Source organism: Mycolicibacterium neoaurum, from assembly GCF_036946495.1.
In the GTDB taxonomy this organism is placed as follows: Bacteria; Actinomycetota; Actinomycetes; order Mycobacteriales; family Mycobacteriaceae; genus Mycobacterium; species Mycobacterium neoaurum_B.
On record NZ_JAQIIX010000002.1, the window covers coordinates 1,778,278 to 1,801,190 of the forward strand.

The 22,913-nt window shown below is 66.6% G+C and carries 21 protein-coding genes; 10 read left to right on the forward strand and 11 right to left on the reverse strand.

From position 1 onward, the window contains the following. Positions 1-43: 43 nt before the first annotated feature. Positions 44-1,255, forward strand: a complete 1,212-nt coding sequence (locus PGN27_RS13860) for an ankyrin repeat domain-containing protein (protein ID WP_335326626.1) — start codon at positions 44-46, stop codon at positions 1,253-1,255. Here PGN27_RS13860 and PGN27_RS13865 read toward each other — a convergent pair. Both PGN27_RS13865 and PGN27_RS13870 read right to left on the reverse strand, forming a co-directional pair. Then, the gene (locus PGN27_RS13865) at positions 1,239-1,742 is read right to left on the reverse strand and encodes a pullulanase (protein WP_335326627.1); all 504 of its coding nucleotides are present in this window, start codon (positions 1,740-1,742) and stop codon (positions 1,239-1,241) included. The two genes, PGN27_RS13860 and PGN27_RS13865, sit on opposite strands and share 17 nt — an antisense overlap. Positions 1,743-1,757: 15 nt before the next feature. Beyond that, on the reverse strand, positions 1,758-3,218 hold the full coding sequence (locus PGN27_RS13870; RefSeq protein WP_335326628.1) for a CCA tRNA nucleotidyltransferase: 1,461 nt from the start codon (positions 3,216-3,218) through the stop codon (positions 1,758-1,760). Positions 3,219-3,327: 109 nt separating this feature from the next. Between PGN27_RS13870 and PGN27_RS13875 the strand changes: the two genes are divergently transcribed. The 8 genes from PGN27_RS13875 (at position 3,328) to PGN27_RS13910 (ending at position 13,973) form a co-directional block, all read left to right on the forward strand. Further along, positions 3,328-4,110, forward strand: a complete 783-nt coding sequence (locus PGN27_RS13875) for an NUDIX hydrolase (protein WP_335326629.1) — start codon at positions 3,328-3,330, stop codon at positions 4,108-4,110. Then, complete coding sequence (locus PGN27_RS13880; RefSeq protein ID WP_335326630.1) at positions 4,107-6,482, forward strand: hypothetical protein; 2,376 nt, start codon at positions 4,107-4,109, stop codon at positions 6,480-6,482. The genes PGN27_RS13875 and PGN27_RS13880 overlap by 4 nt, the downstream gene beginning before the upstream one ends. Then, entirely contained in the window at positions 6,479-9,991 is a 3,513-nt protein-coding gene (gene murJ, locus PGN27_RS13885; protein ID WP_335326631.1) for a murein biosynthesis integral membrane protein MurJ, read from the forward strand. The genes PGN27_RS13880 and murJ overlap by 4 nt, the downstream gene beginning before the upstream one ends. Before the next feature lie 99 nt (positions 9,992-10,090). Next, positions 10,091-10,651, forward strand: a complete 561-nt coding sequence (gene sigM / locus PGN27_RS13890; RefSeq protein ID WP_335326632.1) for an RNA polymerase sigma factor SigM — start codon at positions 10,091-10,093, stop codon at positions 10,649-10,651. A gap of 7 nt (positions 10,652-10,658) precedes the next feature. Then, complete coding sequence (locus PGN27_RS13895; protein WP_335326633.1) at positions 10,659-11,297, forward strand: hypothetical protein; 639 nt, start codon at positions 10,659-10,661, stop codon at positions 11,295-11,297. Positions 11,298-11,345: 48 nt separating this feature from the next. Further along, positions 11,346-12,308: a thioredoxin-disulfide reductase gene (trxB, locus tag PGN27_RS13900; RefSeq protein ID WP_335326634.1), complete on the forward strand. Its 963-nt coding sequence runs from the start codon at positions 11,346-11,348 to the stop codon at positions 12,306-12,308. Between the two features lie 9 nt (positions 12,309-12,317). After that, on the forward strand, positions 12,318-12,653 hold the full coding sequence (trxA, locus tag PGN27_RS13905) for a thioredoxin (protein ID WP_335326635.1): 336 nt from the start codon (positions 12,318-12,320) through the stop codon (positions 12,651-12,653). Between the two features lie 126 nt (positions 12,654-12,779). Then, entirely contained in the window at positions 12,780-13,973 is a 1,194-nt protein-coding gene (locus tag PGN27_RS13910) for an N-acetylmuramoyl-L-alanine amidase (protein ID WP_335326636.1), read from the forward strand. Positions 13,974-13,997: 24 nt separating this feature from the next. Here PGN27_RS13910 and PGN27_RS13915 read toward each other — a convergent pair whose 3' ends face one another. The 9 genes from PGN27_RS13915 to rpmH all read right to left on the reverse strand — a co-directional run bounded on the left by PGN27_RS13915 (position 13,998) and on the right by rpmH (position 20,236). Continuing rightward, positions 13,998-14,741, reverse strand: a complete 744-nt coding sequence (locus PGN27_RS13915) for an acetyltransferase (RefSeq protein WP_335326637.1) — start codon at positions 14,739-14,741, stop codon at positions 13,998-14,000. Between the two features lie 213 nt (positions 14,742-14,954). After that, positions 14,955-15,959, reverse strand: coding sequence for a ParB/RepB/Spo0J family partition protein (locus PGN27_RS13920; RefSeq protein WP_335326638.1), 1,005 nt, complete (start codon positions 15,957-15,959; stop codon positions 14,955-14,957). Positions 15,960-15,999: 40 nt separating this feature from the next. Beyond that, on the reverse strand, positions 16,000-16,923 hold the full coding sequence (locus tag PGN27_RS13925; RefSeq protein WP_030132975.1) for a ParA family protein: 924 nt from the start codon (positions 16,921-16,923) through the stop codon (positions 16,000-16,002). Next, on the reverse strand, positions 16,920-17,612 hold the full coding sequence (gene rsmG, locus PGN27_RS13930; protein WP_335326639.1) for a 16S rRNA (guanine(527)-N(7))-methyltransferase RsmG: 693 nt from the start codon (positions 17,610-17,612) through the stop codon (positions 16,920-16,922). Before rsmG ends, PGN27_RS13925 begins: the two co-directional genes overlap by 4 nt. Positions 17,613-17,678: 66 nt before the next feature. Beyond that, on the reverse strand, positions 17,679-18,224 hold the full coding sequence (locus PGN27_RS13935) for a Jag family protein (RefSeq protein ID WP_335326640.1): 546 nt from the start codon (positions 18,222-18,224) through the stop codon (positions 17,679-17,681). A 74-nt stretch (positions 18,225-18,298) separates the two neighbouring features. After that, complete coding sequence (gene yidC / locus PGN27_RS13940) at positions 18,299-19,420, reverse strand: membrane protein insertase YidC (protein WP_335326641.1); 1,122 nt, start codon at positions 19,418-19,420, stop codon at positions 18,299-18,301. Next, complete coding sequence (yidD, locus tag PGN27_RS13945) at positions 19,413-19,643, reverse strand: membrane protein insertion efficiency factor YidD (protein ID WP_234411556.1); 231 nt, start codon at positions 19,641-19,643, stop codon at positions 19,413-19,415. The genes yidC and yidD overlap by 8 nt, the downstream gene beginning before the upstream one ends. Positions 19,644-19,693: 50 nt before the next feature. Next, on the reverse strand, positions 19,694-20,071 hold the full coding sequence (gene rnpA / locus PGN27_RS13950; RefSeq protein WP_335326642.1) for a ribonuclease P protein component: 378 nt from the start codon (positions 20,069-20,071) through the stop codon (positions 19,694-19,696). Positions 20,072-20,092: 21 nt separating this feature from the next. Then, positions 20,093-20,236, reverse strand: a complete 144-nt coding sequence (gene rpmH / locus PGN27_RS13955; RefSeq protein ID WP_073695092.1) for a 50S ribosomal protein L34 — start codon at positions 20,234-20,236, stop codon at positions 20,093-20,095. A 594-nt stretch (positions 20,237-20,830) separates the two neighbouring features. On the opposite strand from rpmH, the gene dnaA reads away from it, so the two are divergent. Beyond that, positions 20,831-22,324, forward strand: coding sequence for a chromosomal replication initiator protein DnaA (gene dnaA, locus PGN27_RS13960; RefSeq protein WP_335326643.1), 1,494 nt, complete (start codon positions 20,831-20,833; stop codon positions 22,322-22,324). The last annotated feature ends 589 nt before the right edge of the window (positions 22,325-22,913 follow it).

Sequence of the window (22,913 nt, forward strand, 5' to 3'; positions counted from 1 at the left end):
CAGCCCGGCTTCGCGGACGACGGGCATCTGAGAGGAGGCCGTCATGGCCAGTTCGCTGCCCGACAATCCTTCGCTGTCCCGCCTGCGCGTCGTCGCACGCGATCTTCAGCGGCAGGCAACAGCGGGGGATCCCAACGCACTCGCGCTGATCCGCGCCCACCACCCCCGGCCCGACAGCACCATCGTGGACCGCCCTGTCGCACTGCACGTTGCCCAGCTCACCACCGCCCGCCGGTACGGCTTCAGCGGTTGGCCCGCACTGGTGCGCTACCTCGAGGCGGTCGACCAGCTGAGCATCGACCCGTCCCGCTTCGACGAGTCCACCGCCGATCTCGCCGACCGGTTCTGCGCGCTGGCATGCCTGCGCTATGACGGAGCCGATGCTCCGCCGCGCCGCGCGGCGGCCGCCGCGTTGCTCCGCGATCGATCGGAACTGGTCGAGGGAAACCCCTGGGCGGCCGCCGCCGCGAGTGACGTCCGCGCGTTGTCTGCCCAGCTACGTGAGTCCCCCGATCTGGCGTCGACCGCCGGTGGGCCCTTCGGGTGGCCGCCGCTGATGTATCTCGCGTACGCCCGAGTGCCCGGCGGGGACAGCATCGCCGCCGCCGAACTGCTTCTCGATGCCGGAGCCGACCCCGATGCCGGATATCTATGGCGCGGGATGGCGACACCATTCACGGTGCTGACCGGCGTATTCGGGGAGGGTGAGCAGGGGCCGCGGCGTCAGCCCCGCCACCCCGATGTCGACGAACTGGCCGCCCTACTGCTGCGTCGCGGCGCGCACCCGGTGGACCAACAGACCCTCTACAACCGCATGTTCCGACCCGACGATGCACACCTGCGCCTGCTGTTCGAGCACGGGCTGGCCGACGCCGGTCCGAGCCCGTGGGAGCGCCGCCTCGGCGAGGCGATGGAGACACGCGACCAGATGTGGCAACGCCAGATCATCTGGGCCGCCGACAACGGTTTCGCCCGCCGGCTGGCACTGCTGGCGCGCCACGGCATCGACACCCGTGGGGCGCAACCGGTCACCCGCGAGCTGCCCGAGAACCCGAACCTGCCCGACGCCGACGGGGCCACCGCGCTGCACCACGCCGCCTGGTCCGGTGACCTGACGCTGATCCGGCGTCTCCTGGACGCCGGCGCGGATCCCACGCTGCGCGACACCCGATTCGACGCCACACCCGGTGAATGGGCCGACCACGCCTACGAGACCGAAGCCGCCGAACTACTGCGCCTCATGACAGATCGCTGACCGCGTCGGCCGCCCCGTCCCCATCGGTATCGGTGAACCGCACATCCCAGCGGCCGTCACCGTCACGGTCGGCATAGGCGAATCCGGAACCGAGCACCCGGTCGGCGAGCCCGTCGGCGTCGACATCGACCAACCGCTCCCCCGGCGCACCGTCCCCGTCGAAATCGACCACGGGCCCGCCGAAGGCCTCCGCACCGTCCAGACCCAACCAGCGCAGCTGTCCCGCCCGATCCACCGCGACCGCCCAGGTGCCCGAGCCGTCGTCGGTGAAGTAGGCCGGCGCCGGGCCATCACGGTTGTGCACGGCATGATCGGCCAGACCGTCACCAGGCGTGCCGTCCAGGTCGGCCAGTGCGTCATCGACGTGTCCGTCCCCGTCGAGATCGAGCCCGAAGGCGTCGAGCACGCCGTCACCGTCGAGATCGACGGTCGGTTCAACCGACCAGATGTCCGCGCCGCCCGCGCCGTCGGAGAGGCAATAGTCCATACCTCCTCAGACGCATCAGGACTGCTGGGCGTTCCACCATTTTCTGAGCTCGGCGACCGCCTCGTCATGCTCCAGCGGACCACGCTCGAGTCGCAGGTCCTTGAGGTACTTCCACGCCTTGCCGACCAGCGGCCCGGCCGGGATGTCCAGGATCGCCATGATCTCGTTACCGTCCAGATCGGGCCGCACCCGACCCAGATCCTCCTTGGCCGCGATCTCAGCGATCCGGGCCTCGAGATCGTCATAATTGGCGCGCAGGCGCGCCGCCCGGCGCTTGTTGCGGGTGGTGCAATCCGCGCGGACCAGCTTGTGCAACCGGTCCAGCAGTGGACCGGCATCGGTCACATAGCGCCGCACCGCGGAGTCGGTCCACTTGCCATCGCCGTAACCGTGGAAACGCAGATGCAGGTACACCAGCTGCGAGACATCGTCGACCATCTGCTTGGAGTACTTCAGCGCCCGCATCCGCTTGCGGGTCATCTTGGCCCCGACCACCTCGTGGTGATGAAAGCTCACCCCGCCATCGGACTCGTGCCTGCGGGTCGCCGGCTTGCCGATGTCGTGCAGCAGCGCGGCCCACCGCAACACCAGGTCCGGACCGTCGGTTTCCAGGTCGATGGCCTGCTGGAGCACCGTCAGCGAATGCCAGTAGACATCTTTGTGCTGGTGATGCTCGTCGATGGCCATCCGCATATCGCCGACCTCGGGCAGCACCACATCGCCCAGCCCGGTCTGGACCATCAGATCGATACCGGCGACCGGATCGGCGCCGATGATCAGCTTGTCCAGCTCGGCGGCCACCCGTTCGGCGGTGATGCGCCCCAACTGCGGTGCCATCTCGATGAGCGCCTCAAGCACCCGCGGCGCCACCCCGAAGCGGAGCTGGGAAACGAATCGCGCGGCGCGCAGCATCCGCAGCGGATCATCACCGAAGGACACCTGCGGTTCGGCGGGGGTGTCGAGGATCCGCTGACGCAGTGCGGCGATCCCACCGAGCGGATCGCAGAACTCGGCGAGCCCGCCGGGGGCATCGGGGTGGATGCGTACCGCCATCGCGTTGACCGTGAAATCGCGACGGATCAGGTCGTCTTCCAGACGATCACCGAAGCGCACCTCGGGGTTGCGCGAGACCTGGTCGTAGCTGTCGGCCCGGAAGGTGGTGATCTCCATCCGGTATCCGGCCTTGCCGACGCCGAGGGTTCCGAATTCGATGCCGGTTTCCCAGAGCGCGTCGGCCCACCCGCGCAGCAGCTTCTGCATCTGCTTGGGCCGCGCGTCGGTGGTGAAATCCAGATCGTTGCCCAGCCGGCCCAGCAACGCATCGCGCACGCTCCCGCCGACCAGATACAGCTGGTGGCCGGCCTCGGCGAACCGCGCGCCCAGTTCGGTTAACACCGGTCCGTACTCGCTCAGCGCCACAAACGCGCCCGCCAACAGTTCGACATCGGCGGCGTCTGGGGTCTGGTGGTCCGGCACGTTCGGGGAGTCTAGTGACGCCACCGGGGTGGTAACGACCCGGCGACAGCCCGGCCACGACGGGCGCGTGTGGCGATCAGGTGAACCGACGGCAACTATCATCGCTTGGGTGTCGGACGGCGAGCAGGCCAAACCGCGACGGCGCCGAGGGCGTCGCCGCGGTCGCCGGGCTGCCGGTCCGCCCGCAGCGGATGCGCCACCGGGCTCGACCTCGAGCAACGGCGCGGCGGCGCCGGCCGCCAACGGCGAACCCAAACAGGCCAAACCGGGCCAGAATCGCAGGCCCCGGCCCGACCGCAGAGCCCCCGATCGGCTGCGCACCGTGCACGAGACCTCGGCGGGCGGGCTGGTCATCGACGGTATCGACGGTCCGAAGGAGACGCAGGTCGCGGCGTTGATCGGCCGGGTTGACCGGCGCGGTCGGATGTTGTGGTCACTGCCCAAGGGGCATATCGAGGTCGGTGAGACCGCCGAGCAGACGGCGATCCGCGAGGTCGCCGAGGAGACCGGGATCCAGGGCAGTGTGTTGGCCGCACTGGGAAGCATCGACTACTGGTTCGTGACCGAGGGCCGGCGCGTCCACAAGACCGTGCACCATTACCTGATGCGTTTCCTCGGCGGCGACCTCTCCGACGAGGACATGGAGGTCACCGAGGTGGCCTGGGTTCCGCTGCGTGATCTGCCCGCCAGGCTGGCCTACGCCGACGAACGGCGTCTCGCGGTAGTCGCCGGTGAGCTCATCGACAAGCTGCACAGCGATGGCGAGGACGCCCTGCCGCCGCTACCGCCCAGCGCTCCTCGGCGTCGCCCACAGACCCATTCGCACACCCGCAACCGTCGCCCGGAGGAGTCGCCACCGCGGCGGGCGAACGGTTGCGGACCCGGCCAATGAGACAGGCGAGGGTGCTCCTTCGCGTCCTCGTCGCCGCGCTTCTCGTCCTGCTGTTCGCCGGCCCCGTTCCGGCGGCCGCCCAACCCGGCGAGACGACGTTCCTGCGGTTGCACATCGACCGCGTCAGCCCCGACACCGTCACCACCACCAGCGGCTCGGTGGTCACCGTCGCCGGAACGGTGCGCAACACCGGGGATCGGCCGGTCCGTGATGTCGTCGTCCGCCTCGAGCACGCCCCCGCGGTCACCGGATCGGCCGGGCTGCGGACAAACCTGACCGGCAATCTCGATCAGTACACCCCGGTCGGGCCGTTCATCACGGTGTCCGGCGAGCTGCAACGCGGACAGCAGGTCCCGTTCACGCTGTCCTATCCGGTCCGTGGCGCCGGGGAACCGACCTTGCAGATCGACCAGCCCGGCGTCTATCCCCTGCTGGTCAACGTCAACGGCACCCCCGATTACGGTGCCCCGGCCCGCCTCGACGATGCGCGTCTGCTGCTCCCGGTGCTCGGCGTACCGCCCGACCCCGCCAGCGGTGACGACCCCGGAAATCAGGGCCTGTCTGCGGTGGTCCCCCCGGATACCTCGCGTCCGGTGGCCACGACCGTGTTGTGGCCACTGGCCGACCGACCCCGGCTGGCGGCAGGCATCCCCGGTGGGACGACACCCGTACGCCTGCTCGACGATGACCTGGCGACCTCGCTGGCACCGGGTGGCCGACTGGACACCCTGCTGTCGGCGGCCGATTTCGCCACCAGCGGGCCGGTCGACGCCGACGGCGCGGTCCGCGCCGCGGTGTGTCTGGCCGTCGATCCCGACCTGCTGATCACCGTCAACGCGATGACGGGCGGTTACGTCGTCAGCGACGATCCGGCGGGAGGTCTCAACGCCCCGACACGTCCGGGTATCGGCCAGGACGCGGCCGTCGGTTGGCTCAACCGGCTCAAGGCACTTGCCCAGCGTCTGTGCGTCACACCGACGGTCTACGCGCAGGCCGACCTGGACGCGCTGCACCGGGTCGGTGATCGCGGACTGAGCACCACCGCGACGGGCGCGGCCGCCGATATCGTCGACCAGATCCTCGGGGTGCGTTCGGTGCGCGGGGCAACCCTGGTCGGCGACGGCCCGCTGACCGACGGGGCGGTGTCGCTACTGGCCGGGCAGAACCCGACCGTGGCGGTCTCGGCCGGTGCACTGACCGCCGAGGACACCGGGCCGACCGACGTCTCCCCGCAGCGCTACGCCCAGCAGGTGGTGGTCGCACCCTTCGATCCCGCGCTGGGCGCCGCGCTGGCCGGAGTCGGGGCCACGCCTCGCACACCGACCTATCTGGACACCGGACTGGACATTCCGCTGGACCATGACTCCCGGGTGGCCCGCCTGCAGGATGCGCTCGGCGCATTGCAGTGGCGTGGCCTGCGACCCGAGGCGCAGGGACGCACCCAGCTCGTCGTACCGCCGCTGACCTGGGACCTCAGTCCCGATGAGGCCCAGAGCGTGCTGACCGCGGTGGCGACCGCGATCAGGGCGGGGCTGGCCGTGCCGCGGCCACTACCGGTGGTGCTGCAGGAGACACCCGCATTGGCACCGTTCGATTCCAGCGCTCCCCCGTCATGGTCCGGTGATGGCGCCGGCACCTTCGACAACGGCGTGACCTCCGGTATCGGCGCGATCACCGGACGCGTGTGGGGGCTGACTGCGGCGTTGACCGTCGACGAACGCACCGGCCTGACCGGTAACCAGTACACCGCTCCCCTACGTGAGGACATGTTGCGCGCCGTGAGCCAGTCGATACCGGCGCAGTCGCGCAATGGCGCCGCCCAGCAACGTCTTTCGACGGTCAGCCGTACCGTCGCGGATCTGTTCGGCGCGGTCACCGTCGTCAACCCCGGTGGCTCGTACACGCTGGCCACCGAGCGCAGTCCGCTACCGCTGGCGCTGCGCAACGATCTGCCCGTACCGATCCGGGTCCGGCTGCGCATCGACGCGCCGCCGGGGATGACGGTGACCGACCCCGGGGAGATCGAATTGCCGCCGGGTTTCCTTCCGGTGCGGGTGCCCATCGAGGTGCACTTCACCCAGCGCTTCGCCGTCGACGTCGCCCTGACCACTGCCGACGGCATGGCATTGGGCGACCCGGTGCGGTTATCGGTGCATTCCAACGCCTACGGCAAGGTGCTGTTCTTCATCACCCTGACCGGAGGGCTGATCCTGGCGCTGCTTGTCGGTCGCCGATTGTGGCACCGATTCCGGGGCGAGCCCGACCGGGCGGACCTGGTGCCGCCCACCAGGGAACCGCGCAGGCCCGACCCGTTGGACACCGCATTGGCCCACACCGCCGAGGACACCCCCCGCCCGGAGCGGACCCGATGAGCGCCGCGCAGGGCACCCGCAAGGAGTTGTCGGACTCGGCCGTCGTCTCCCGGTCGTGGGCGATGGCACTGGCGACGCTGATCAGCAGGCTCACCGGTTTCGCGAGGATGGTGCTGCTGGCCATCATCCTCGGCGGGCCTCTGCTGAGCGCCTTCTCGGTGGCCAACCAGTTGCCCAACCTGATCGCCGCACTGGTCCTCGAGGCGACCTTCACCGCGATCTTCGTGCCCGTGCTGGCCCGCGCCGAACGCGAGGACCCCGACGGCGGAACGGCATTCATCCGCCGCTTGCTCACGCTGGCGACGCTGGTGCTGCTGCTGGCCACCATCTCCTCCACGCTGGCCGCCCCGCTGCTGACCGACCTGATGCTGGGTTCGGAACCGCTGGTGAATCGTCCGCTGACCACCGCGTTCGCCTATCTGCTGCTGCCCCAGATCATCTTCTACGGACTGTCCTCGGTGTTCATGGCAATCCTGAACACCCGCAACATCTTCGGTCCCCCGGCGTGGGCGCCGGTGGTCAACAACGTGGTCGCCATCGCCACCATCGGCCTGTATCTCCTTGTCCCGGGCGAGCTCTCGGTGAACCCGGTGGAAATGGGCAACGCCAAGTTGCTGGTGCTGGGTATCGGGACCACCCTGGGCGTGGTCGCCCAGGCGGCGGTCGTATTCGTCGCTTTACGGGCCGAGCGGATCAGCATGAAACCGCTCTGGGGCATCGACGACCGGCTCAAGACGTTCGGGATGATGGCGCTGGCGATGGTGCTCTACGTCCTGATCAGTCAGATCGGCCTGATCGTCGGTAACCAGATCGCCAGTGCGGCATCGGCATCCGGCCCGGCCATCTACAACTACACCTGGTTGGTGCTCCAGCTGCCGTTCGGCATCATCGGCGTGACGGTGCTGACCGTGGTGATGCCGCGGCTGTCGCGTAACGCCGCATCCGAGGACGGACCGGCCGTGCTCGCCGACCTGAACCTGGCCACCCGACTCACCATGCTGACCCTGATCCCGGTGGTCGCGGTGATGACCGTCGGCGGGCCTGCCATCGGCAGCGCGTTGTTCGCCTACGGCAACTTCGGTGACACCGACGCCGGCTATCTCGGCATGGCGATCACGCTGTCCTCCTTCACCCTGATCCCCTATTCGCTGGTGCTGCTGCAGCTTCGGGTCTTCTACGCGCGCCAGCAACCATGGACGCCGATCGTGCTCATCCTGGTGATCACCGCGGTGAAGATCGTGACATCGGTGGCGGTACCGCATCTGGTCACCGATCCGGGCATGGTCGCCGGGTACCTGGGGCTGGCCAACGGCCTGGGGTTCCTGGCCGGTGCGACCGTGGGATACGTGGTGCTGCGCGCCAACCTCATCCCGGCCGGCAGCGGTGGTCGGATGATCAGCATCGAGGTGGTGCGCACCATCCTGGTGACGATCGCGGCATCCATGCTCGCCGGCCTGCTCGCCCACGTCGTCGACAAGCTTTTCGGTCTGCAAGCCCTGACCGAACACGGCGGTGGCGCGGGATCGCTGCTGCGGTTGGTGGTGATCGGCCTGATCATGGGTCCGATCATCGGCGGGGTGCTGTGGTGGGCCAAGGTGCCCGACGCGGTGTCCGCGGTTGCCGCGGTCCAGGCCCGACTCCGCGGCCGTACGGCGTCGGCCTCCGGGCGCACGACCGGGGCCGATGCCGGTCATGACCGCCGAGCGGTCCCGTATCCTGATCGGAGCAATTCGCATCCGATGCGGCCCGGCCGCCCCCCGGCAGCCCGCCGGTATGCGCCCCAGGCACAAATTGCCACGAGCCACACTCGGAAAGGACCATCGGTGAGCGATACGCCCGGCAGCGGGTCTGCGCCAGACGCCGGAGCCGAATCCGAAACCGGCGCCACCACCCGGATTCCGTTGCAGGGCAAAGCTGATGCGTTTGCGCCCGATACCGGCGGATTCACCGCGCGGCCACCGGCCGACTACGGCGGCGATCCCAGTCGGGAGCCGCTTGCCTTCGACCCGCCGCGCGAGGGTCCCGCCGAGGCCGCGCTCGGTGAGGAACTGCACCTGATCCCCGGCGCGACGATCATCGGCGGGCGCTACCGGCTGCTGGTCTCCCACGGCGGGACCGACACACTGCGGTTCTGGCATGCCCTGGACACCGCCCTCGACCGGCAGGTCGCGCTGACCTTCGTCGATCCCGACGGCACCCTGCCCGAGTCCGAACTGCAGGACATCCTGGCCAGGACGCAACGGCTGTCGTCGATCGACAGTCCCGGGTTGGCCCGGATCTTGGACGTCACCCGGTCCGGGTCCGGCGGCCTGGTGATCTCGGAGTGGATCCGCGGCGGTTCGCTGACCGAGGTGGCCGAGACCTCCCCCTCCCCGATCGGCGGAGCGCGGGCCATCCAATCACTGGCCGGGGCGGCCGAGATCGCACACCGCTCGGGCGTCGCGCTGTCGGTCGACGATCCGGGCCGCATCCGGGTCAGCATCGAGGGCGATGTCGCGCTGGCCTTCCCCGCGACGCTGCCCGAGGCCAATCCCGAGAGCGATATCCGCGGTGTCGGTGCGGCCTTGTACGCCCTGCTGATCAACCGATGGCCGTTACCCCAGACCGGTGCCGCCAGCGGCCTGGAGCCCGCCGACCTCGACGCGGTCGGCCAACCCGTCGAACCGCAGACGGTCAATCCGGACATTCCCTTCCAGATCTCTGCGGCGGCCGCCCGTGCGGTACAGGAGAACGGTGGTATCCGCAGCGCACCGACTCTGCTGAATCTGCTGCAGCAGGCGACCGCGGTCGCCGACCGCACCGAATACATCGCCCCGCTGGACGAGTCACCGGGCGACCGATCCGCACGTTCCGGGGTCGTCGATACCGACCCGGACGCCGTCGCGCGGCGTCGTAAAGGGCTCATCATCGGACTCGCCGTGGGCGGTGTCGTGGTGGTGCTGGTCTTCGTACTGCTGGCCACCGTGCTCAGCCGGATCTTCGGTGACGTGGGCGGTGGGATCAATCGCGACGAGCTCGGCCTGAACAACCCGACCAGCACGACGGCCCAGTCCGACACCGGTACGGTCAAGCCGGTCCGTGCCACCGTCTTCTCCCCCGAGGGTGGCGCCGACGCGCCCAACGAGGCGGGCCTGGCCATCGACGGCAACCCCGCCACCGCGTGGCCCACCGACACCTACTCCGATCCGGTGCCGTTCCCCGGCTTCAAGAACGGCGTCGGCTTGATGCTGCAGTTGCCCAAGCCCACCGATATCGGGTCGGTCACGGTCAACGTCTCCAGTGTGGGCACCTCGGTTCAGATCCGCTCGGCCGACACGGCGAACCCGGCCTCGCTGGCCGATACCAAGGAGCTGACCCCGCCTACCCCGCTGAAAAAGGGTGCCAACACCATCGACGTGCCCGAGGCCGCACCGACCTCGTATGTGTTGGTGTGGATCTCGACGCTGGGCACGGTGGATGGCAAGAGCCGTACCGATATCTCCGAGGTGACGGTCACCGCTCGCTCCTGAGCGCAGTTATCCCCAGGCTGTGCACGGCATTCGCGCAGTTCAGAGCGGTGCGGCAAAGAGGTGCCCAGCGGTTGCCGCAACGGAATCTAGTGTTCGGCTGTGGGGGATATCACGGCGGACGACCGCACCGACGAACAACTGCTGGCCGCGCACCTCGCCGGGGACAGGTTCGCCTTCGAGCAGCTGTTCCACCGCTACGAACCGCAGCTGTACCGACTGGCGCGGATCACGACCCGGTGTCCGGACGACGCCCGTGACGCGTTGCAGGAGGCGATGCTCTCGGCACATTGCGCTGCGGCTCGGTTCCGGCACGACTGCACGGTGAAGAGCTGGTTGCGCCGGATCGTGGTGAATGCCTGCCTGGACCGGTTGCGACGGCACAGAGCGCGTCCCACGGCGCCGTTGGATCCGGATCTCGCCGGCCACGCCCCGGACCCCATCCCGGCGCTGGACACCGCGATCGTGGTGGAGAAAGCACTACTGCGGCTGCCCATCGACCAGCGGGCGGCGATCGTCGCGGTCGATATGCAGGGGTTCTCGGTGGCCGAGACGGCGGCCATGCTCGGTGTGCCGGAGGGCACCGTCAAGAGTCGATGTGCGCGCGGTCGGTCCAAACTCGCGGCGACCCTGGCCCACCTGAGCGCACCGGTGGCGCGATGATGGAACGGTGCCCACGGAGCCCGATGACGCGACGATCGCCCGGGTCCGCCGTGAGCTCGCCGACCTCGCCGAGGCACCGGCGCCTCCGCCGCCGCCGGAGGTGACTGCCGCCGTCGTCGCGGCACTGCGCGGGCACCACCGCGTCATACCCGCCGATGGCGGCCCGTTGCGGCATGCCGACCGGCCCCCGGTGCACCGGGGAATGTGGTTGTTCGTCGGTCTGATCGCGGTCGCCGTCGTGATCGTCCTGGGCAGTCTGGCGCGCACCGGGACCGAACGCCCACCCGCCACCGGAGCGCGGGCGGATTACACGACCGCACGGCATGTCACCGAGCAATCCACACCGCCGGCCCTGCCGTTACCCGCCGACGCCATCGAGGCCTTGCTCATCCGTCCGCCGGTGCTGGGACCGCTGAAGGACCCGTCGGCCTGCCTGACCAGCCTCGGCCGCCCACCCGATACGCCCATTCTCGGCGCCCAACCGGTGCCCGCCGGCGTGCTGCTGGTACTGCCCGGATCCACACCGGAGGAGATGGTCGCGGTCGTGGTGGCCGCCGGATGTCCCGCCGCGGACCCGGTGTTGCTGACCAGTTCGGTATTGCCGCGGCCCTCACATGCCGGTCGGGAACAGCGCGGCCTACGCTGATGTTTGAACTCACGCCGCCTATGCGGCAGAAAGGCTGGGATATCCACGATGTCCACCACTTCTGAGGACACGTCCCCCATCCACGACGTGATCATCATCGGATCCGGCCCGGCCGGGTACACCGCGGCGGTCTACACCGCCCGCGCACAGCTGAAGCCGTTGGTGTTCGAGGGCATCTCCTTCGGCGGTGCGTTGATGACCACCACCGAGGTCGAGAACTACCCCGGCTTCCGGGAAGGCATCACCGGGCCGAACCTGATGGAGGAGATGCGCGAGCAGGCGCTGCGCTTCGGTGCCGACCTGCGCATGGAAGACGTCGATTCGGTGGACCTGAGCGGTCCGGTCAAGACGGTCACCGTCGGCGATGAGACGTTCCGTGCCAAGTCGGTGATCTTGGCCATGGGCGCTGCCGCCCGCCAGCTCGGGATCCCCGGCGAGCAGGAGCGCATCGGCCTCGGTGTGAGCACCTGCGCCACCTGTGACGGGTTCTTCTTCCGCGAGCAGGACATCGCCGTGATCGGCGGCGGCGACTCGGCGATGGAAGAAGCCATCTTCCTGACCAAGTTCGCCCGCAGCGTGACACTGATCCATCGCCGCGACGAATTCCGGGCATCCAAGATCATGCTCGAGCGCGCCCAGGCGAACGAGAAGATCACCATCCTGACCAACACCGCCGTCGACGAGATCGAGGGTGACCCCAAGGTCACCGGAATTCGGCTGCGCAACACCGTAACCGGTGAAGAGTCCAAACTCGCCGTCTCCGGTGTGTTCGTCGCGATCGGGCATATCCCGCGCTCGGATCTGGTCAAGGGTCAGGTCGAACTCGATGACGACGGCTACGTCAAGGTCATCGGTCGCAGTACCGCGACGTCGGTCGAAGGTGTCTTCGCCGCAGGCGATCTGGTGGACCACACCTACCGCCAGGCCATCACCGCCGCCGGCTCGGGCTGTTCTGCGGCTATCGACACCGAACGCTGGCTCACCGAATTCCCCGCTCCCACCGAAGATTAGGAGAAGTCCATGGCTGAGAACTCCGCGACTGTTGCGGTCACCGACGATTCTTTCAAGCAGGATGTGCTGTCCAGCTCCACCCCGGTATTGGTCGACTTCTGGGCCACGTGGTGCGGCCCGTGCAAGATGGTCGCCCCCGTGCTCGAGGAAATCGCCACGGAGAAGTCCGGCGAGCTCACCGTCGCCAAGCTCGACGTCGACGCAAACCCCGAGACCGCCCGTGACTTCCAGGTGGTGTCGATCCCGACGATGATCTTGTTCAAGGACGGTCAGCCCGTCAAACGGATCGTCGGAGCCAAGGGTAAGGCGGCGCTGCTGCGCGAGATCGCAGACGATCTCGCCTGAGGCCGGTTCGGCGCATCACACGCCGAGGTTTTCCGGATTTTAAGCGTCATCTGAGACAATGCTGTCTATCCGGAGTGCCATTGCCGTCGGTTCGGGTGGGGGTACTCAATGTCGGGAAGGCCAGGAATGTCGATACTGCGTCGCGGCGACCGCGGAAGTGCGGTCGTCGAGATCAGAGCGGCACTGGCGGGCTTGGGCATGCTCGAGCACCCCGACGCCGAGCCGACCACCGGCAAGCACATCGTCGCGGACCTGTTCGATGACGAACTCGACCATGCCGTGCGCGCCTTCCAGCAGCACCGAGGTCTGCTGGTCGACGGCTTGGTCGGTGAAGCCACCGCCCGTGCCCTGCGCGAGGCCTCGTACCAGCTCGGCGCACGTACCCTGTCCCACCAGTTCGGCGCGCCGATGTACGGCGACGATGTGGCCACCCTGCAGGCCAGACTGCAAGATCTCGGGTTCTACACCGGCCTGGTCGACGGCCATTTCGGTTTGCAGACGCACAACGCACTGATGTTCTTCCAGCGCGAGTACGGCCTGTTCCCGGACGGTATCTGCGGCCCGGAAACGTTGCGGTCGCTGTACTTCCTCGGCTCCCGGGTCACCGGTGGCTCACCGCACGCGATCCGTGAGGAGGAGTTGGTGCGCCGTTCGGGGCCGAGGCTCTCCGGAAAGCGGGTCATCATCGATCCGGGCCGCGGCGGCAGTGATCTGGGCGCCATCATCCAAGGGCCCGAGGGTCCGATCAGCGAGGCTGACATCCTGTGGGATCTTGCGAGCCGACTAGAGGGCAGGATGACTGCCATCGGCATGGACACCTTCCTGTCGCGCTCGGCCAGCAGCAGCCCGTCCGATGCCGAACGCGCGGCCACCGCCAACACGGTGGGCGCCGATCTGATGATCAGCCTGCGCTGCACCACCCACACCAGTGCGACGGCCAGCGGTGTCGCCTCCTTCCACTTCGGTAATTCGCACGGCTCGGTATCCACCATCGGCCGCAACCTCGCCGATTTCATCCAACGAGAGCTAGTGGCACGCACCGGATCTCGTGATTGTCGTGTGCATGGACGTACCTGGGACCTGCTCCGGCTGACCCGGATGCCCACGGTGCAAGTCGATCTCGGCTATGTAACCAACACCCATGATCGAACGCTGTTGGCATCTGCCGCATCTCGCGATGCCATCGCCGAGGGCATGCTCGCTGCGGTGAAACGCCTCTATCTACTCGGCAAGGATGATCGCCCGACAGGGACGTTCACCTTTGCCGAACTGCTGGCCCACGAGCTGTCGGTCGAGGCCGGCCGCGTCGCCCCCAGCTGACCTCTCCGACACCACACCGCTCGCTCAGCAGACGGCAGCTCCGGCGCCCACCGGCGCCTGCAGACGGGCGCTTTCCAGCAGCCGTTCCAGTGCAGCCTCCACATCGGCCTTCCAACCCAAACCCTGCTCGAGTTCGAGCCGCAACCTGGGGAAGTACGGATGGGGGGCGACGACCTCGAACCCCGCGGCCGTGAGGAACTCCGCCGACACGATGCACTGTCCGGCCGAACAGTCGCCCAACGCCTCGATCACCGCTGCCAGCTCGGCGGTAGCGCCCCCCGCACACAGATCGTCGGCCAGTGCCGTTCGTCCGAATGCCTCGAGGGCGCGCACGCCGCGCCGGATCAGATCGGCCGCGACCGACGCCACCAGTGCCCGGGACAGCTCGTCGCCGTCCTCGGCCGAGTCGACACCCAACGAGGTCAACAAGACCGCGTCCGCACTCACCGGCCCGGTCGGGAATCGGGCGGCGCGGGGCACTGCGCCCGGCGGCGCATAGAAGGCATAGCCCGAGCATGGCGCGTCAACGGTCAGTACCGCAGCGTCCTGCTCGCCAGGGGAATCCGGTCCCACCAACGCCACCTGCGCGCACGAACCCCATTCCAACATGACCATCGACAGCCATGCTTCTTTCTCGAACTCCGGATCGGCGAGATGGTCCTCACCCTGCACGGTGGAGGGGTCGACCTCCCAGAACACACAGCGTCGCGCATGCTTGGGCAACTGATCGAACGCCTCGAGCCGAAGCGAGCTGATTCGCGCTGACACTTCGAGTCCTCACCCTTCGATTCTGGAGAGCGCACGGACCTCCAGGATAGGAGAAATGCCGCCGATTCGATGCGCCGAACCAAATACGTTGTCACACATATGATCTCCGCGATGGCGTCGCTATCGATCGGGTACCCGGATACCCGGCGTCACAGTGACGTAAGTCGCCCTTGTCCTCGGTCGTGGAAAAACAGCGCGAAATCGACCCCATCATTACTTGGCAGAGTTCATCAGCTCGACGATGCGCTGTAGATCATCGACGGAGCCGAACTCGACCACGATCTTGCCCTTACGCTTGCCCAGACTCACCGTCACCCGTGTGTCGAATGCCGTCGACAGCTGTTCGGCGACGTCCTGCAAACCAGGCATCTGGATGGGCTTGCGACGCGGTGCCGGGGGGTCGGCCGGCCCGTTCCGATTCGCCAAGGTGACGGCTTCCTCGGTGGCCCGCACCGACAAGCCCTCGGCCACGATTCGCGCGGCGAGTTCTTCCTGCTGCTCGGGTCCACCCTCGAGCGCCAGCAATGCCCGGGCGTGTCCGGCGGAAAGGACGCCTGCGGCCACCCTCCGCTGGACGGCGATCGGCAGGCGGAGGAGTCGAATCATGTTGGAGATCAGCGGACGCGAACGGCCGATCCGCGATGCCAGTTCGTCGTGAGTCACGCCGAACTCGTCGAGAAGCTGTTGGTAGGCGGCGGCCTCTTCCAAAGGATTCAGCTGAGCGCGGTGGATGTTCTCCAGCAGTGCGTCCCGGAGCATACTGTCGTCCGCGGTCTCCCGGACGATCGCCGGGATGGCGGTCAGCCCCGCCTCCTGCGATGCCCTCCACCGCCGCTCCCCCATCACCAGTTGATAGCGAGTGGCGCCCTCCGCGACCGGCATCGCGCGCACCACGATCGGCTGCATGACACCGAATTCCTTGATGGAGTGGATGAGCTCCGAGAGCGCTTCCTCATCGAAAACCTGCCGGGGCTGGCGCGGGTTCGGATCGATGAGCTTGGGGTCGATCTCGCGGTACACCGCACCGAACTCCGCAACGGCCGCCGCCTCGGCCGCCGTCGGTGCCGATGCGGCGACCTTCGGCGCACCCCCCATCAGGACGTCCGCAGCGCTGTCGCCGATCCGCGGAGCACCCAGCGCCTCCCCCTCACCGGGGCCGGTCGGGATCAACGACGCCAGTCCGCGTCCCAGTCCGCTGCGCTTCTTCGCCTGGTTCATCGACCTCTCCTGCTGATCTTCTGCTCGGGAACTACGTGGATCACTTGGCCGATCGCCCGCGCTCGGCGATCTCGCGGCTCGCATCGAGATAGCTCATCGCTCCTCGGGAGCCCGGGTCATAGTCCAGGATCGTCATCCCATACCCGGGCGCCTCGGACACCTTCACGCTGCGCGGGATCACCGTGCGCAGTACCTTGTCGCCAAAGTGCGCACGGACGTCTTCGGCTACCTGGTCGGCCAATCGAGTGCGACCGTCGTACATCGTCAGCACGACGGTCGTGACGTCGAGTTCGGGATTGAGATGCGATTTGACCATCTCGATATTGCGGAGCAGCTGCCCCACACCCTCCAGGGCGTAGTACTCGCACTGAATCGGGATGAGCACCTCCGGCGCGGCGACGAGGGCGTTGATGGTGAGCAGGCCCAACGACGGCGGGCAATCGATGAACACGTAATCGAAGCTGTGATCGCGCAGCGCCGCCAGTGCCGACCGGAGTCGACCTTCTCGCGCGACCATGCTGACCAATTCGATCTCGGCGCCGGCCAGATCGATGGTGGCCGGCACGCAGTACAGCTTGTCGTTGTGGGGACTGCGCTGCAGTGCATCGGCGAGCGGGATCTCGCCGATCAACACCTCGTACGACGACGGTGTGCCCTGACGATGTTCGATGCCAAGAGCCGTACTGGCGTTGCCCTGGGGGTCGAGATCGATGACCAACACCTGCAGACCCTGGCGCGCCAGCGCTGCGGCCACATTGACGGCTGTCGTGGTCTTGCCGACACCACCCTTCTGGTTGGCGATGGTGAAGACGCGCTGGCGGGCGGGGCGCGGCAATCCGCGTTCCCGGTTGTGCAGCAACCGACTGGCGCGTTCCGCCTCGGCGGCTATCGGGGTGTCGATGGTCGGCCACGCCTCGGGCTCAGCCGTCCATGTTTCACGTGAAACATCACGCTGGCCCGTCATCGCTTCCTCCTGCCGGGTCGCCCCGTCCGACTGTCCACCGCTCCGCGTCGTGCTTCGACCACGGTGGCGGGTGGATTCAAAAAGTCCACGCCACATCTCACCACCCTTACCTCTGAAGCACCAAGCGAACTCAACGTCCGCCGGTGCTGCTCGACTTCGTCGGCCGCCCGTTCGCCCTTGAGCGCCAGCATGCGTCCGCCCACACGCAACAGGGGGATACTCCAGCGCGACAACTTGTCCAGCGGCGCCACGGCCCGGGAAACCACCGCATCCATCTCCCCCGCCGCTGCTCGGATCGTCTTGTCCTCCGCACGACCGCGAACAACTTCCACGTCAAGCTTCAACTCGTCGATGGCTTCGCGGAGAAACTCACTTCGGCGCAGCAGGGGCTCCACCAAAGTCACCCGCAGGTCTGGACGTGCGATGGCCAGTGGGATTCCGGGCAGACCCGCCCCACTCCCGATATCGGCGACACGCTCCCCCTGATCAAGGAGTTCGGTCATGGCGGCGCTGTTGAGGATGTGCCGTTCCCACAATCTGTCCACTTCAGCGGGACCGATCAACCCTCGCTCGATTCCTGCCCCGGCCAGGATCCGCCCATATTGCTCGGCGATATCAATCCGGTCGCCAAAGCAAAGAGCCGCCGCCTGGGGCGCCGGACTCAATTCACCATGTTTCACGTGAAACATCCTCCGGTAGTGCCCCAGGCCGACGGCCCTGAACTTCTCGCTAGAACTACATCCGTGTAACTCGGCTTACGCCGGCAGCACGACCACGCGACGTGACGGCTCGGCGCCTTCGCTCTCGCTGCGCACCCCGTCGACCGCGGCCACTGCGTCGTGGACGATCTTGCGCTCGAACGGCGTCATCGGCGACAGCTCCTCACGCTGACCGGACTCAACCACCCGGCGGGCGATCTTGTCACCGAGGGCAGCCAGTTCGTCACGACGACGCCGGCGCCACCGAGCGATGTCCAGCATCAGCCGGCTGCGCTCCCCGGTCTTCTGATGAACGGCCAGGCGCGTCAGCTCCTGGAGAGCGTCGAGCACCTCGCCCTTGCGTCCCACCAACTTGTTCAGATCATTACCGCCGTCGATGCTCACCACGGCGCGATCGCCCTCGACATCCAGATCGATGTCACCATCGAAATCCAACAGATCCAAGAGCTCTTCCAGATAGTCACCGGCGATCTCGCCCTCGGCGACGAGCCGATCCTCCAGATCGTCCTCCGCGGGCGCGGGAACGTTCTCGGACTCGGCGGTGACCTCGTCGGTACGGTCGGCAGTTTCTGCGTCAGTCATATCGGTTCTCCTTACTTCGCCGTGGCCGCCACCGGAGTCTGTATCCGGGTTCATCGGCTCTCTCGGCTTGGCTTCTAGCGCTTGCGCTTGTTCGGTCGGCTGCCCGGTCGCGGCGTGTTCCCCGCCGCCCGGGATCCGGGAGTCTTCGCAGCGTTCTGATTCTTGGTGTTCTTGGGACTCTTGGATTCCGGGGCAGCGGACTCGGCCTCACCCACCGAGTCGGCTTCACCCGGTGCCTTGGCGGCCGCGGAGTCCTCGCCACCACCGGCGTCCTTGGGTTGCTTACGACCCTTACTCGGCTTGGCACCCGGTGCGGGTGCGTTGGCCGCACGACGTTCGAGTTCGAGGGCCTTCTTGGCTTCCTCTTCCTTTTCGATCTTGCCGAAGACCACATGCTGCTGACCGAAGGTCCAGATGTTGTTGGCGAACCAGTACAGGATCACGGCCAGCGGCAGGAACGGACCGCCGACGACGACGCCGAGCGGGAACACATACAGCGCCAGCTTGTTCATCAGAGCGGTCTGAGGATTGGCGGCCGCTTCAGGGCTCTGCCGGGCTATGGACGCCCGGCTGTTGAAGTAGGTGGCAATACCCGCCAGGATCATGATCGGCACGCCCACCCCGATGACAGCCACCCGACTGAACTCGGTGAACGCGTCCAGACCGGTCTTCTGGATCATGGTGGCGCCCAGCGGAGCCCCGAACAGATTGGCGTCCAGGAAGTGCGCAACATCGGTCGGGCTGAAGACATAGTTGCCGGTGGCCCGGTTCTGTTCCACCGACAGCTGGATCTGACCGAATCCACCCTGGGTGCGGTTGAACGACCGAAGCACATGGAACAGGCCGATGAAGACCGGGACCTGCGCCAGCATCGGCAGACATCCAAGGATCGGATTGAATCCGTGCTCCTTCTGCAGCTTCTGCATCTCCAGCGCCATGCGCTGCCGGTCCTTGCCGTACTTCTTCTGCAGAGCCTTGATCTGCGGCTGCAACTCCTGCATCTGCCGCGTGGTGCGGATCTGCTTGACGAACGGCTTGTACAAGATCGCGCGAAGGGTGAAGACGAGGAACATCACCGACAGCGCCCAGGCGAAGAAGTTCGACGGCCCCAGCAGGAAAGCGAACGCTTTGTACCAGACCCACATGATCGCCGACACCGGGTAATAGATGATGTCGAGGCTGAACCAGTTAAACAACAGAATCGCTCCTGACGACTTCTTCCGAAGTCTTATCGCCGGCCTTCTCGCCGCGCTCGGGTATCGGGTCCCATCCTCCGCGATGCCATGGACCGCACTTCGCAAGCCTGACGACAGCAAGCCAGCTTCCGCGGATCAGACCCCACTCGGTCAAGGCATCCACCGCGTACTCGCTACAGGTGGGGGTAAACCGGCACGATGGCAGCCGCAACGGCGAAATCATCGTGCGGTACAGCTGAATCACGAAAATCACGCACTTCGCCGGCAGCCCCGTCACGATCGGGCCTGTTGCAACATGTGGGCGCGTGTCAACGCCGAACGCAGTTGCGTCTCCAGGCGCTCCGAGCGCGCGTCACGGCTACCCGGTAATGCGCGAATGACCACGCGGTCGGCAGTGTCGAGGCCTGACTGACCGTCGCAGAGAAGGCGATAAGCGGCATGCCGCAACCGGCGCGCGACACGGTGCCGTTGCACCGCCGTCCCCACCGATTTGGACACCACCAGACCTATCTTCGGGCCGACGACCTTCTCGTCGCCGACCGCGTCGCGCCAGGCGTGCACAACCAGATCAGGCTGGGCCGCCCGGACACCTTGCCGCACCGTGACACCGAAATCCGTGGACCGTGTCATCCGGTACTGGGCCGGAAGCACCGCCGCAGACCCTGCGTCGAATCACGCAGTGAGAGAGCGACGACCCTTGCCGCGGCGTGCCGAGACGATCGCGCGACCCGCGCGCGTCCGCATCCGCAACCGGAATCCGTGCACACGGGCCCGGCGGCGGTTGTTCGGCTGAAAAGTCCGCTTGCCCTTGGCCACGGCTGTCTCTCCTCGTTCGGTCTGGTGCCGACATCAACGACCCCCATGGATATCATGGCGGACGAAGACCTAAGCACCGTTGGTAAGCTCATCGATCTTGCGTACTTAGCCGCAGCGCCGCCCCGAATCTCTTCGAGGGCTTGAACCCGGCCGTATCGCCACGTGTGGGCGACTGTTCGAGGGTACTGACGAGAATTGTCTGGGTCAAACCTGCTCGGACCCGTCACCACCGCCCCCGAACTGCGTATCAACCAACACAGAAGCCACATCTGCCCCTGACGATCCACGGGCTGAACAGATCGCGCGAGCAATGTTGCCGAACGGTTGGCACTCCGAGAGAAAACTGTTAGCTTCTGCCAAAGCCGTTTCGTACCTGAGGCGGCGCAGGACACAGAGCGGGGATGACCACCGGCCGCGAGCCCACAAACCGACTGACCGGAATTGTGCCGAGCTCCGACACCAGGCCTCCACGCCGCAACATAGCGCGACAGCAGACGATGCTCGCTTTCCACAGGCTGTGGATAACTATGTGGATGGTTTGTTACTGTCGCCCCCGGGAAGTCCCGAGGAAGCCGAAAAAGGGGGTGGGCGTCGTTGACCGCGGACCCAGACTCCTCCTTCGTCACGGTGTGGAACAACGTCGTCGCCGAACTCAACGGCGAAACCCCGTTCGGTGAGACCGTCAACGGCGGACCCCGCGAATCCGGCCTCACCGCACAGCAGCGGGCCTGGCTGAAGCTGGTGCGGCCGCTGGTGATCACCGAAGGTTTCGCCCTGCTCTCGGTGCCGACGGCATTCGTCCAGAACGAGATCGAACGCGGACTTCGCGAGCCGATCGTCGAGGCGCTCAGTCGCCAACTCGGACAGCGAGTCGAACTGGGTGTCCGTATCGCCACTCCCCCGCCGGACGATGACGCCGAGTCCGAGGCCGAGCCCGCACAGGATGCAGCCGACACCGAAGAGGTCGACGACGATCTGGCCGCGATCCAAAGCGCCGAAGCCAGCTGGCCGACATTCTTCAACCGATCGCAGAGCCCCGCACCGGAGGCCGCGAACTCCGTGACGCTGAATCGGCGCTACACGTTCGAGACATTCGTGATCGGCTCGTCCAACCGGTTCGCCCACGCCGCCACGCTCGCGATTTCCGAAGCACCGGCACGCGCCTACAACCCGCTGTTCATCTGGGGTGAGTCAGGGTTGGGCAAGACCCATCTACTGCACGCCGCGGGCAACTATGCCCAACGTCTCTTCCCCGGGATGCGGGTGAAGTACGTCTCCACCGAGGAATTCACCAACGACTTCATCAACTCGCTGCGCGATGACCGCAAGGCGTCGTTCAAGCGCAGCTATCGCGATGTCGACATCCTGCTGGTCGACGACATCCAGTTCATCGAGGGTAAAGACGGCATCCAGGAAGAGTTCTTCCATACCTTCAACACGCTGCACAATGCGAACAAGCAGATCGTCATCTCCTCGGATCGATCGCCCAAGCAGCTCGCGACGCTCGAGGACCGCCTCCGGACTCGTTTCGAATGGGGTCTGATCACCGACGTCCAGCCCCCCGAGCTGGAGACCCGGATCGCGATCCTGCGCAAGAAGGCGCAGATGGACCGCCTCGACGTGCCCGATGACGTCCTGGAACTCATCGCCAGCCGCATCGAACGCAATATCCGCGAGCTCGAGGGCGCGTTGATCCGAGTGACGGCATTCGCCTCGCTGAGCAAGACCACGATCGACAAATCGCTGGCCGAGATCGTCCTGCGCGATTTGATCGCCGATGCGGGCACCATGCAGATCAGCACCGCCACGATCATGGCGGCCACCGCCGAATACTTCGAGACATCGGTCGAGGAGCTGCGGGGACCCGGTAAGACCCGTGCGCTGGCACAGGCCCGGCAGATCGCCATGTACCTGTGCCGTGAGCTCACCGACCTCTCCCTACCACGCATCGGCGAAGCATTCGGCCGTGACCACACCACCGTCATGTACGCCGAACGCAAGATTCGCGACGGCATGGCCGAACGACGCGAAATCTTCGATCACGTCAAGGAACTCACCACCCGGATCCGGCAGCGCTCCAAGCGCTGATTGCGTCCCTCACGCCCCTTCACGCACTATGCCGTGTCAGCGGCGATCTTTGGGGTACCTACGACACGCGCACGAAATGCCGTGGCGGGTCGCCGACATCTGAAAAACTTCTGTCACATCTGCCCGCCGAATCACAACCGAGCGATGTGGACGCACCTGTGGACAACTTGGGAGAAAACTGGTGGCAACCGACCGTCCACTACACACCCGACATGTTCTCCACATTCGTCCACTGCCGACCCCGCCGATCCTCCACAATCTGCCCACACGTGCTCGAGCCCGGTGACCAGCATCTGTTGGCATTCATCCACAGAATGCACAGCCCCTAATACTGTTGCTTGTATCTCTAGAGATTCTTCTTCTAAAAACAGGCTGGTGGGGACAAAGCATCAACACCCACCTTCGCGAGGGTCGATGCAGTCCCCCTCTGCAGTGAGCGAATCACTTTCAAGTTCGCCGCCGACGCTCTACGGTGGTGATTCGATACGCCCTCCTGCGATCGCGGGTCAGATCGCGACTACGCTCGGTGGGTACACGGGGAATCCGCTGGTTGATGCTCGTTTGACGCGGTAGATCGAAGGGACGTTAT